Genomic DNA, 12,360 nt, shown 5'->3' with positions numbered 1-12,360 from the left:
CTGTGTCAGTCGGCGGCTTCGAAGAGCCCGAGGATGTCGGCCTGAGGATCGGTGAGCGTGAGTGTCACGACCGGACGTCCGTGATCGGCGAGCACTGCCGCATCGCCCGCGGCCTGCGCCGCGATCAGCTCTCCGAAGGTGAACGTGCGCCCGGGGATCTCCAGGTCCACCTCGGTGCGCTCCCGGATCTGCAGGAACACCCCGGTCGCGGGACCGCCCTTGTGGTACTGCCCGGTCGAGTGCAGGAAGCGCGGACCCCAGCCGAACGTCGTCGGACGAGCGGCATCGGCGGCGACGAGCTCGCGGAGCCCGGCGAGTTGGGGCAGAGCGTCGCGGTCCACATAGGCCTGGAGGGAGACGTACCCGTCCGGACCGAGGCGCGTCCAGAGCTCATCGAGCACGCCGCGCACGGTTCCGGCTGCGGCGAGGTCGGGTTCACTCACCCGCACCTCGATGCCCTCCTCGACGAATGCCGGGGGTGCTTCGATGGGGCGCGCCTCCAGCAACCGACGGGTGGCGGCCTTGGCCGCCTCGACGTCGGGCTGGTCGAACGGATCGATGCCGAGCAGGCGGCCGGCGATCGCGATCGCGTACTCCCATGTCAGGAAATGGCCGCCGAGGCTGCCGGAGACGAGGATCTCGCTCCAGGTGTCATCGAACATGCCGGTGTCATCGACGTCGTTCACGAAGCGGACGATCTGCAGATCATCCGTCGCGTCATCGATCTCCGGCGAGACCGGCAGCAGCACCACCGGCAGCAGACCGGTGCCCTCCTTGCCGGTGGACTCGGCCATGAGCTGCTCGATCCAGTCCGCCAGCCCCGCCGGGGCGGTGCCGTCAGAGACGAGCGCGATCTTGTCCTTCCGCGGCGCGCCGTCCGCGGGTGTTCCGGCGAGGGCCGCCGCGAGGACGAGCGCGGGATTGTCGGGCGCATCCACGGCGACCGTCAGCATGGTCGCCTCGGCCTCGTCGAGGAGGGCGCCCACATCCGCGCCGGCGAGACCGGCCGGAACCAGGCCGAAGGCGGTCAGCGCGGAATAGCGTCCACCGACGTTGGGGTCGGCCGTGAAGACGCGGCAGCCGACGGACGTGGCCCACTGCGCGAGGGGGGAATCCGGATCGGTCACCACGACGATGCGTTCGGCCGGGTCGATGCCGAGATCGCGGAACTGCGCCTCGAACGCTCGACGCGCGGAGTCCGTCTCGAGCGTGGAACCGGACTTGGAAGACACGATCAGGGCGGTCCGCGTCAGTCCGCCGTCGCTGCCGTCTCCGTCCAGTGCGGCCAGGACTTCCCCGGGAGCAGTGGAGTCGAGAACCGTCAACGGGACGTCGAACGACGCTGCGATGACCTCCGGAGCGAGCGAGGATCCGCCCATTCCGGCCAGCACGAAGCGGGTCACGCCGCGTGCGAGGAACTGCTCGCGCAGCGCGGCGATCTCAGCGACGAGCGGGCGCGACGCCATCACGGCATCGACCCACCCGAGGCGGACTCGTGCCTCGGCCTCGGCGGCGGCCCCCCACAGCGTGGGGTCGGCCGCCGTGACGCCGGAGGCGACGAGGTCCGCCACCAGTTGCGGCACGACGTGTGCCGCAACGGCTTCGGGATGACCGGAGAGGCGGACCTCGAAACTCATCGGGCGGCGTCCAGCGCTTCCTGCACCGTCTTCTTCAGGTCCTGCCAGGAGGCGATGAACTTCGCCACGCCCTCGTCCTCGAGCACCTGCGTGACATCGGCGAAATCGACACCGGCGGCGGCGAGATCGTCGAAGAACGCGTGGGCGGCGGGAATGTTCGGGGTGATCGTGTCACCGGTGATCACGCCGTGGTCGTAGGTCGCCTCGAGCGTCTTCTCGGGCATCGTGTTGACCGTGTTCGGCGCGACGAGCTCGGTCACGTAGAGGGTGTCCGGCAGAGCCGGGTCCTTCACACCGGTCGACGCCCAGAGCGGACGCTGCGGGTTCGCACCGGCGGCGGCGAGCTCGCTGGCCTCGGCGGAGGAGGACCGTTGTTGGTAGAGCTCGTACGCCAGTCGGGCGTTGGCGAGACCGGCCTTGCTCTTCAGCGCCAGTGCGTCGCCGCCGAGGGCCTCGAGGCGCTTGTCGACCTCGGTGTCCACGCGGGACACGAAGAAGGACGCCACGGAGTGGATCTGCGACAGGTCGTGACCGTTCTCGCGTGCGAGCTTCAGGCCTGCGTAGTACGCGTCGATGACCTCCGCGTAGCGCTCCAGACTGAAGATGAGCGTGACGTTGACGCTGATGCCCTCGCCGATCACGGCGGTGATCGCGGGCAGGCCCGCCTTGGTCGCCGGAATCTTGATCAGCGTGTTCGGGCGGTCGACGGTGGCCCACAGTTCCTTCGCCTGCGCGACGGTGCCGTCGGTGTCGTGCGCCAGATCGGGGGAGACCTCGATCGAGACCCGACCGTCCACCCCACCGGTCGCGTCGTACACGGGCCGGAAGATGTCGGCCGCGTCGCGCACGTCGTCCGTGGTCAGCGCAGCGATGGTCGCGTCCACGTCCGCGCCGCTCGCGGCGAGGCTGTTCACCTGGTCCTTGTAGTCGGCGCTGCCGGAACCGATCGCGCCCTGGAAGATCGTCGGGTTCGTCGTCACCCCGGAGATGTTGCGCGTGCGGATCAGTTCCGCGAGGTTGCCGGAGGTGATGCGCTGGCGGGACAGGTCATCCAGCCAGATGCTGACGCCGGTGGCGTTGAGGTCCTCGGTCGGGGTGGTCATGAGTTCTCCTTCACGGTCTCACGGGCAGCCTGCACGACGTGGTCGGCGGTGATCCCGAACTTCTCGAAGAGCGTCTTCCAATCAGCGGAAGCGCCGAAGTGGTCGATGCCGACGACACGACCGGTGTCGCCGACGATGCGCCACCAGCTGGCCGGCGAGGCGGCCTCGACGGCGACGCGGGCCTTGACCCCGGCCGGGATCACGCTCTCGCGGTACGCGTCGTCCTGCTTCGCGAACCATTCCAGCGACGGGGCGGACACGACGCGGGCGTTGATGCCCTCGCCGGCCAGGGTCTCGCGCGCCGAGACGGCGAGCTGGACCTCGGAACCGGTCGCGATGAGCAGGACGTCCGGCGTGCCGCCGGGTGCCTCCTGCAGGACGTAGGCGCCGCGAGCGACGCCCTCGGCCGATGCGAAGGAGTCACCCGAGGCCGGACCCTCACCACGGTCGAACACCGGAATGTTCTGACGAGTCAGGGCGAGACCGATCGGACCGTCGTGGTGCTTCAACGCCTGGAGCCACGCCACCGCGGTCTCGTTGGCGTCGGCGGGTCGCACCACCGTCATGTTCGGGATGACTCGCAACGAGGCGAGCTGCTCGATCGGCTGGTGGGTCGGACCGTCCTCGCCCAGCGCCACCGAGTCGTGCGTCCAGACGTAGATCGGCGCGATTCCCATCAGCGCGGCCAGGCGCACCGGAGGCCGCATGTAGTCGCTGAAGATCAGGAAGGTTCCGCCGAACGGGCGCGTATGCCCGGACAGCACGATGCCGTTCAGGATCGAGCCCATCGCGTGCTCACGGATGCCGAAGTGCATCACGCGGCCGTACGGGTTGCCGGACCACTCGTGCGTGGACCACTGCGTGGGGATGAACGACGGCGCGTCCTTGATCGTCGTCAGGTTCGACTCGGCGAGGTCTGCCGACCCGCCCCACAGTTCGGGGAGCTTCGCGGCGAGCGCGTTGATGACCTGGCCTGACGCCGACCGGGTGGACACGTCCTTGCCGGCCTCGAACGTCGGCAGCGCGTCGGCGATGTCCGCGGGCAGTTCCCGCGCCTCCAGGCGCTCCAGCAGAGCCTTGCGCTCCGGGTTGGCGGCACCCCAGGCGGCGAACGCGTCGTCCCACTCGGCGTGCGCCGCAGCACCGCGCTCGGCGAGCTCGCGGGTGTGCGCGATCACGTCGTCGGCGACGACGAAGTTCTGCTCGGGATCGAAGCCGAGCACCTTCTTCGTCGCGGCCAGCTCGTCGGCACCGAGGGCGGAGCCGTGGATCTTGCCGGAGTTCTGCTTGCCCGGCGACGGCCAGCCGATGATGGTGCGCAGGATGATGAGCGACGGCTTGTCCGTCACGCCCTTCGCGGCCTCAATGGCGTCGAACAGCTCCGGGACGTCCTCGATGTACTGGCCGGTCTTCTTCCAGTCCACGACGCGAACGTCCCACCCGTACGACTCGTAGCGCTGGCGCACGTCCTCGGTGAAGGCGACGTTCGTGTCGTCCTCGATCGAGATCTGGTTGGAGTCGTAGATCGCGATGAGGTTACCGAGCTGCTGGTGTCCGGCGAGGGAGGAGGCCTCACTGGTGACGCCCTCCTGCATGTCGCCGTCGCCGCAGATGACGTAGACGTGGTGGTCGAAGGGGCTGGTGCCGGCGTCGGCGTCCGGGTCGAACAGGCCACGCTCGTAGCGCTGGGAGTAGGCGAAACCGACGGACGAGGCGAGCCCCTGCCCGAGCGGTCCGGTCGTGATCTCCACGCCCGCGGTGTGACCGTATTCGGGGTGACCCGGAGTGAGCGAGCCCCAGGTCCGCAGCGCCTCGAGGTCGGTGAGCTCCAGACCGAAGCCGCCGTAGTAGAGCTGGATGTACTGGGTCAACGAGGAGTGGCCCACGGACAGCACGAAGCGATCGCGACCGATCCAACGGGGAGCCGCGGGATCGTGGCGCATGACGCGCTGGTAGAGCAGATAGGCGACCGGGGCAAGGCTCATCGCCGTGCCCGGATGGCCGTTGCCGACCTTCTCGACCGCGTCCGCGGCCAGCACCCGCGCCGTGTCCACGGCACGCTTGTCGATCTCATCCCAACGAAGTTCCGTCACCGGATCGCCTTCCATGTAGTGGTCATGTGCATACGGCGCTGAGGCCGTTTCGACACGGCGAGAAGCCGGAGTCGTGCGCATGTGGTTACCTTCGTCAGCATACCGATTCGGGTGCTCGCACGGGCCGCAGGAGGCGCCATGTTGCGGCCGGAAGCATCCGTTCCGATGGCATAGACTGGCACTCTGTGCCCAAGTCGAACGAAGGGGGCGATCGAGCTGACCACGACGTCTCCTGCCGTCGGGCGGACTGAGTCCAAGAGCCTCGGACGTACCATCCGTGCCTACGTCGCGCTGACCAAGCCGCGCGTGCTCGAACTGCTGCTGATGACGACGGTGCCGGTGATGTTCCTCGCCGCGCACGGTCTGCCGAACCTCTGGCTGATGCTCGCGACCGTCATCGGCGGCTCGATGAGCGCCGGGTCCGCCGCGGCGTTCAACATGTACCTGGACCGGGACATGGACGCGCACATGAAGCGCACGAAGGACCGTCCGCTCGTCACCGGCGAACTCACGCCGCGCAACGCTCTGGTCTTCGCGTGGACGCTCGCGATCATCTCCACCGTCTGGCTGGCCGTGTTCACCACGCCGGCTGCCACGGTCCTGTCCGTGATCGCTATCTTCTTCTACGTCGTGATCTACACGATGTGGCTCAAGCGCCGCACCGAGCAGAACATCATCTGGGGCGGCATCGCCGGATGCTTCCCGGTCGCGATCGGCTGGGCAGCCGTGGACCCGAGGTTCTCGTGGGCACCGGTGATCCTGTTCGTGCTGGTGTTTCTGTGGACGCCGGCGCACTACTGGCCGCTGTCCATGAAGTACAAGGACCAGTACGAGTCCGTGGACGTGCCCATGCTCGGTGTCACCCGCGGCACCTCGCAGGTCGGCCTGCAGGTGATCCTCTACACCTGGGCGACCGTCATCTGCTCGCTGCTGCTGATCCCCGTCGCGCCGATGGGCCTGGTCTACACCGTGTCGGCGGTCGTCTTCGGCGGCTGGTTCATCTACGAAGCGCACCGCCTGTACAACCGCGCGGTGAAGGGTGACGGTCCGGCGCCCATGCGTGTGTTCCACGCGTCGATCGTGTACTGCACGCTGCTGTTCCTGGCCATCGCGGTCGACCCGCTGCTGCCCTTCTGAACCGTTTCCCTCCGCGAGACACCCAGGCACGTCCCAAACCCTGCGCAACGCGGTGAGTCTCGGACGTGCTTGGGTGTTTCGCGAGGGGGAGACTCGGGTAACCTCGGACCACACCGATGGCGAGGGGGAAAAGCACGGTGGCGATTCCTGTACCCGCGGACGGACACAGCCGTCCCAATCTGATCCGACAGTTCACGTTGCGGGCGACCGCGGCGATTCTCACGTCCGCGTACTCCGCGTACCGGCTGCATCCGGCGCTGTGGCGCGTCACGGCGCGCAACTACCGCCCGGTGATGGGGCGCTTCGCCAAGCTGCACGCGTGGATGATGTGCCAGTACGCCTACCTGGATGTACCCGCATACCGGCACTTCCAGAACGCCCGGGGCTTCCGGTTCCGCTGGTGGCGGCTGGACTCGTACGCCCCGACGGACAAGGCCTCGTACGTCGCCCGCTACCCGGAGAACGCGCGGTGCTGGGACGGGCGGATCCGCATCGCCGGCACGGTCGTGGACGAATCCAGCGGGTCTTCCGGCAAGCCGTACAACTGGATGCGCTCCAAGCGCGAGCTCGGCACCGTGCACCGCAACGTCGCCGGCTACGTCACGATGCTGTTCGGGTCACGCCGGCTGTTCTGCATCAACGCCTTCTCGATGGGAGCCTGGGCGACGGGCACCAACACCGGCATCGCGATGTCCCGTGTCGCCATGGTGAAGAACACCGGACCGGACATCGACAAGATCGTCGACACCATCGCGCACTTCGGACCCGGCTACACGTACGTCATCAGCGCCTACCCGCCCTTCCTCAAGCACCTGCGCGATCGCCTCGACGAGCTCGGCTTCGACTGGAACCGGCATGACCTGAACGGCTTCGTCGGGGGAGAGGCACTCACCGAGGGACTGCGCGACTACCTCCAGGAACGGTTCGGGCGCATCTACTCCGGCTACGGCGCGAGTGACCTCACGATCGGCATGGCCGGGGAGAGCGACCTGGCGGTCTGGCTGCGGCGCGAACTCCTGGACAACGCGACGTTCCGCCAGGCCGTGCTCGGCGACGAGGCGCGCACGCCGATGGTGTTCCAGTACAACCCGCTGGAGACGTATCTGGAGACGAACGAGTCCGGGTCGCTGCTGTGCACCCTGAACTCCACCTCGATCATGGCGCCGAAGGTCCGCTATGACATCGGGGACGAGGCGCGGCTGCTGTCCTTCCCCGAACTGGAACGCATCGTGCGGAGCAATCGACGTCTCGCGGCCGGGTTCGATCGCGCGTTCGCGACGCAGCGAATGAAGCTGCCGTTCCTGCTGCTGTTCGGCCGCAAGGACTCCACGATCTCCTACATGGGGGCGAACATCTATCCCCTCGACGTGGAGAACGGCCTGTACCGCGACAACCCGCATGCCGCTCAGATCGAGTCGTTCAAGCTCGAACTGGTGGACATCGGGGATGCCGAGCAGCGCCCCATGATCCATCTGCAACTGCGCGAGGACGCCGCGTTGGACGCGGACCAGCGCGCCGACCTCGCCCGGCGGTCAGCGGTGGGAGTGCTCGGTCACCTCGCCCACGTCTCCCGCGACATCGCGCAGTCCCTGGAGGAGGACGAGACGGCGCGGGACCTGCGGATCACGGTGCACGATCACGGCACCGGTCCGTTCCAGGGCGGCTCGTCGAAGATCAAGAACGTCTACCTCACCGACGCCGCCGAACGGAGCTGAGATGCGGACCACCGACTTCTCCCGCGCTCCCGCCGCGGCACGCGTCGTCGCGGTGGTGATCTCGACGTCCGGTCGCCCCGAGGGCGCGACGCGCGTCTATCGCCTGCCCCAACGGCCGCCCGCGCACCTCGGGACGTACACCGCCGTCGCGGACGCGGAACGCGCGGCGGCCGCGCTGGGCACCGGTGACGGGCGCGCCGTCGTACTCTCGGCCGATGCGGAAGGCTACGCCAACGGCACCTGGAGCACGTCCGGTCGGCTGAACACGGTCGAGCGCTTCACCGCCACCGCAGCAGAGCGGGCGCGGCACAAGGAACCGCCACTGGTGCGTCCGGCGGGGCCACTGCGCCGGCCGAAGAGGTTCACCGGACACCCCGCGCCCCGGGACGTGGACGCGACCGAAGCCGGTGCGATGTTCTTCGGCGCCACGAAGTACACCACACCGGTCAGCTGGATCGCCTTCGCGCGCACCTGGTTCCCGCTGGTGCGCCGGATGCGGGCGATGCCGGGTTACCGCGGACACCGCGTCTACTGGATGTGGCCGTTCACACTCGGGACCATCGGCTTCTTCGACCGCCGCGACACGCTCTGGGCGATGGCACGGGGACCGGAGCACCGGTACCTGATGACATGGCTGACCGCGTCCGGCCGGTGGGCCTCCGCCGGCTACATCCGCATGCTGCGCAGTGAGGCGGACCGTGCGCGTCCGTGAGGTGCGAACACCGACCGACTACCGGCGGTTCCTCGAGGTCGGCGATCGGGCCGTCGGTGAGCTGGGCGTGCCCCTGCTCGAGCCGACGCTGCGCTCGTGGCTGCGGGGGACCTCACCGCATCCGACGGGGGTCACCCTCCTCCTCGTCGAGGACGACGGCCGCGCGGTGGGACGCGCGGTCACTCATCGCGACGACGCGTTCGATGCGAAGCTCGGCACCCGCGCTCGGCTGTTCGGCGCCGTCGAGCTCGGTGCCGACGAGGTGACCGGCCGCGCGGTCCTCGCCTGCCTGACGACGGAGCTCGATCAGCGTGCGCGCACCGCGGGGGAGACCGAGCTCATCGGGCCGGTGTCCCTGCTGCCGAACCAGGCGGGCGGTGTGATCACGTCCGGCTTCGAGCACCGCGGATTCGTGGATTCCGCGTGGAATCCGGAGTGGGTGCCCGGACTCTACGAGGAGGCCGGCTACACGCGGTGGAACGAGAGCGACACCTGGATCGTGCCCACCGACGCGTCTGCGGTCGTACCGACCGGCGCCGAACTCGCCGCCGCGGGGATCACGATCCAGCACGCCCATCGCGCGGAGATGTCCCGCCTTCTGCCGGAGGTGCGCGACCTCGTGAACGCCTCCTTCGCCCAACTGCCGTACTACACGATGATCTCGCCGGCCGAATTCGCCGCCGCAACCGACGGTCTGGCCTGGCTCGTGGACCCGCGGCTGGCCCTGATCGCGCGTGACCGTGCCGGAGCCGCCGTGGCGTTCGCTCTCGTGGTGCCGGACATCACGGCCTTCCTGCAGCGCACCCGCGGTCGGCTCGGCCCACTGCAGCAGGTGCGGCTGCTGCTGACCCGCTCGCGCTACCGGCGCGATGCCGTCCTGATCATTCAGGGCACCCGACCCGATCGACAGGGTCAGGGGCTGCTCCGACTTCTCAGCAGGGAGCTGCACGCGGGTCTCGCCGCCGGCGGGTACCAGCGCATGCGCAGCACGTACGTGGGACGGGACAACCCGGCATCCGCCGCGCAGTTCGCCCGCCACGGCGGACGGCCACTGCACGGCTACACGTTCTATCGACGGAGCGTGACCCCGTGAGCGCGGGGACGGATGCGATCGACGATGCCGTCCGAATCGCGGCACGCGCCCCCAGCGCGCACAACACGCAGCCGTGGTCGGTCCATCGTGACGGCGACACGCTTACGGTTCACGTGGATCCGGACCGCATGCTCCCGGCCGGTGACGACACCGCTCGAGATCTGCTCCTGGCGTTCGGCGCGTGGGCGGAGGCCTTCACGATCGCAGCCGCCGGACGCGGGTTGGTGGCCGTCGTCGAGTCGGCCGAGGGGATCGGGCGTCTTCAGGCCGATCCGATGACGGCCCCGACCGAGCCCCTGCTGGTCGTGCGCTGTCGGCTCGGGGCGGCCGACACCGTCTTCCACGATGCCGAGATCCTGGCCCGCGGTGTGAATCGGGGACCGCTGCGCGCCGCACCGGATGCGGTCCGGCGAGCGAGGCAGGATCTGCCGCCCGGCTATGAACTGCGCGCGATTCCGCCCCATCGATTCAGTGCCCTCGTCGCGGCGGCCGGCGCCCGGTCCCAGTCGGATCCGACGATCGCTCGGGAGACCATGCGGTGGTTGCGGTTCACGACCGCTGACCCGGGGTGGACGCGCGACGGTCTGCGCGCGGACACCCTCCTGCTGCCGGGCGCTCTCGCGCGGGTCCTCGGTCTGTTCACGCGGACATCGCATGGACGCGACCGCCTAGGCGAAGTGTTCAGCGTCGCGAACCGCGTGCTCGCCACCGTCACGCCGATGCTGCCGACGCGGGCGACCACGGGCCTGCCGCTCGTTCTGATCGCGGACGGCAGCTCGGTGAATGTCGTCGGTGCAGACGCCGTGGCGGGCTCGACTCAGTGGCCCGCGCGCCTGCCGGCCGACGCGGTCCTGAACGCCGGCCGCGTCCTGATGGGGACGTGGCTCGCGCTGCAGCGACGCGGAGTCGTCGTCTCGCCGCACTCGGAGGTGCTCGATGACCCCCGCTCGGCCGCGCGCCTGCGCCGTGGGCTGCGCCTGCGGGTCGCGGAGGTTCCGCTTGCGGTGTTCGACAGCGGGACGCCGGTGCGCGTCGTCCCGCGGTCGGCGCGGTTGACGGGCGAGTGAACGCAGAACGACGGGCCGGGGAATTCTCCCCGGCCCGTCGTTCTGCGTCTCGTGTCAGGCGTTGTCGCCCTGGCGCAGCGACGCGCGCGTGACCGGCTCGTCGCCGAATGCCACGGCGGGCTCTTCGTTGGCGTCGATGACGGTGGTCGCAGCCGCGTCCGTCTCCGTGCCGATCTCGTCGGACGACTCCGAGACCGAGACGGTCTCGTCGGTGACCGCCGGGGCGTCGACGGCGTCCGTCAGGGGCGCGTCGTCCACGCTCACGGGGGCGGCGACGGTCGGGTCGACATTCGCAGCCGCCTCGTCCGTCACGACGGGGGCGTCGCTGACCGCGGTGGCCGGCACGGTGGTGTCCTGCCACGGCATGGCCGGACGGGTCGCCGCCAGGTCGGTGGAAACGGGCACCTCGGAGATCACCGGCGCTGCGCCACCCAGGCGGGAGCCGATGGTCCAGACCGCGAGAGCGGCGAACAGGCCGATGAGCCCGGCGGCCAGGAAGGCGGCACCCAGGGTGGCCCAGGACTGGCCGGCGTACACGTCCACCGCGGTGGCACTGTTGTCGGCGAGGCCGGACTCCATGGTGGAGATCTTGTCCGAGGTGAGCCAGAAGCCGTAACCGGCGCTGGCCAGGGACGCCACGAGCAGGATCCAGAACGGGATCCGGCGGGCAGCACTGGTGGGGGTCATGGATTCACTCCTCTTCGGCGACGCGGGATCGCCGCCGGGACGAGTCTGACGCCGTGACCTCTGCGGTGCGTCGGTGCTTCCTATGCGTTTCCTGAGACAGATCGCTTGAGGTTCATCACCACGGCGACCATCGCCGCCGCCGTCAGCGCGGCCAGCACCATGTGCACGCCGACCGCCAGCGCGGGCAGGCCGTTGCGCGCCTGGTAGAGCCCGACGCCGATCTGCACGAGCTCGATCACAAGCAGCAGAACGAGCCACCGGCGGGTCGGCAACGACCGCACCACGGCGACGATCAGCAGCACGATCGTGAGGGCGAAGAGGATGTAGCCCGGCCAGGCGTGCACGTGCTCCAGGACGATCGCGTTCAGACCGTTCCGCGCCACGACGGTGTCGTCGCCGGAGTGCGGTCCGGCGCCCGTGGTCAGCACGCCCATCGCGACGGAGACCGCGAGCACGAGCGTCGTCACGTGCGCGAGGATCGCGTACCAGGACGGCACGGCACGCGCGCGCGGGCCGGGCGTCGTGTTCATCCGGACCAGGAATGCCGCGGCGACGCACACCAGCAGCAGGGAGATCGTGTAGTGGAAGCTCACCAGGTTCGGGTGCAGGTCGAACAGGACCAGAACCCCGCCGACGACGGCCTGCACGATGACCCCGGCGAGGATGATCCAGGCCAGCACGAACAGGTCGCGACGGGTCCGGCGCAGGCGCCACACCAGGATCACGGTGATGAGCGCCACGATGCCGAGAACCCCGGTCATGGTCCGGTTGCCGAACTCGATCGCACTGTGCCACGTCAGCTCGCTCGTGGGAACGAGGGAATCGGGGGTGCACAGGGGCCAGGTGGGGCAACCGAGGCCGGAGCCGGTCAGCCGCACCGCGCCGCCGGTGGCGATGATCAGCGTCTGGAAGATGAAGTTCAGCCAGCCGAAGACGCGAATGGGCCGGTTCACGCTCGTCGGAAGCCAGCCGCTTCGCGTGTCGGTTGCGGGGCGGGTGGGGTTCGTGGTCATTTCGCTCCCGGTGCGGCACGCCCGGACGGGGGCTCGGCACCACGTGGGTCCGCCCCGCGCGGAGCGGAGCCTGTAGAATCGAGGGGTCTGGCGTCGCGCGTAC

10 protein-coding genes are annotated in these 12,360 nt (G+C 69.3%); 5 read left to right on the top strand and 5 right to left on the bottom strand.

What is annotated here, in order from left to right; all coding sequences use genetic code 11:
• Positions 1-5: 5 nt before the first annotated feature.
• From BN1193_RS05655 to tkt, 3 genes are read right to left on the bottom strand one after another with little or no spacing between them, the layout of a single operon-like run.
• Positions 6-1,637, bottom strand: a complete 1,632-nt coding sequence (locus tag BN1193_RS05655; protein ID WP_040164522.1) for a glucose-6-phosphate isomerase — start codon at positions 1,635-1,637, stop codon at positions 6-8.
• Complete coding sequence (tal, locus tag BN1193_RS05650) at positions 1,634-2,740, bottom strand: transaldolase (RefSeq protein ID WP_040164520.1); 1,107 nt, start codon at positions 2,738-2,740, stop codon at positions 1,634-1,636. The genes BN1193_RS05655 and tal overlap by 4 nt, the downstream gene beginning before the upstream one ends.
• Complete coding sequence (tkt, locus tag BN1193_RS05645; RefSeq protein ID WP_040164518.1) at positions 2,737-4,848, bottom strand: transketolase; 2,112 nt, start codon at positions 4,846-4,848, stop codon at positions 2,737-2,739. Before tkt ends, tal begins: the two co-directional genes overlap by 4 nt.
• A 201-nt stretch (positions 4,849-5,049) precedes the next feature.
• On the opposite strand from tkt, the gene BN1193_RS05640 reads away from it, so the two are divergent.
• The 5 genes from BN1193_RS05640 (at position 5,050) to BN1193_RS05620 (ending at position 10,557) form a co-directional block, all read left to right on the top strand.
• A complete protein-coding gene (locus BN1193_RS05640) occupies positions 5,050-5,970 on the top strand; it encodes a heme o synthase (protein WP_230206426.1) in 921 nt (306 codons plus the stop codon).
• A gap of 137 nt (positions 5,971-6,107) precedes the next feature.
• The gene (locus BN1193_RS05635; RefSeq protein ID WP_230206417.1) at positions 6,108-7,685 is read left to right on the top strand and encodes a phenylacetate--CoA ligase family protein; all 1,578 of its coding nucleotides are present in this window, start codon (positions 6,108-6,110) and stop codon (positions 7,683-7,685) included.
• 1 nt (position 7,686) lies between these two features.
• Positions 7,687-8,397: a hypothetical protein gene (locus tag BN1193_RS05630; protein ID WP_052460457.1), complete on the top strand. Its 711-nt coding sequence runs from the start codon at positions 7,687-7,689 to the stop codon at positions 8,395-8,397.
• Positions 8,384-9,490: a GNAT family N-acetyltransferase gene (locus BN1193_RS05625; protein ID WP_230206416.1), complete on the top strand. Its 1,107-nt coding sequence runs from the start codon at positions 8,384-8,386 to the stop codon at positions 9,488-9,490. Before BN1193_RS05630 ends, BN1193_RS05625 begins: the two co-directional genes overlap by 14 nt.
• Positions 9,487-10,557: a hypothetical protein gene (locus tag BN1193_RS05620; RefSeq protein ID WP_040164512.1), complete on the top strand. Its 1,071-nt coding sequence runs from the start codon at positions 9,487-9,489 to the stop codon at positions 10,555-10,557. Before BN1193_RS05625 ends, BN1193_RS05620 begins: the two co-directional genes overlap by 4 nt.
• Positions 10,558-10,611: 54 nt before the next feature.
• Here the strand turns inward: BN1193_RS05620 and BN1193_RS05615 are convergent, their stop codons facing one another.
• Together BN1193_RS05615 and BN1193_RS05610 are read right to left on the bottom strand one after the other, a co-directional pair.
• Entirely contained in the window at positions 10,612-11,244 is a 633-nt protein-coding gene (locus tag BN1193_RS05615) for a tetraspanin family protein (RefSeq protein ID WP_052460456.1), read from the bottom strand.
• An 80-nt stretch (positions 11,245-11,324) separates the two neighbouring features.
• On the bottom strand, positions 11,325-12,257 hold the full coding sequence (locus BN1193_RS05610) for a COX15/CtaA family protein (RefSeq protein WP_094770286.1): 933 nt from the start codon (positions 12,255-12,257) through the stop codon (positions 11,325-11,327).
• Between the last annotated feature and the right edge of the window lie 103 nt (positions 12,258-12,360).

It is taken from the genome of Microbacterium gorillae (genome assembly GCF_000826185.2).
Taxonomy (GTDB): domain Bacteria; phylum Actinomycetota; class Actinomycetes; order Actinomycetales; family Microbacteriaceae; genus Microbacterium; species Microbacterium gorillae.
Note: the sequence above shows the minus strand (reverse complement) of the source record. Positions and strands in the feature narration are given on the sequence as shown.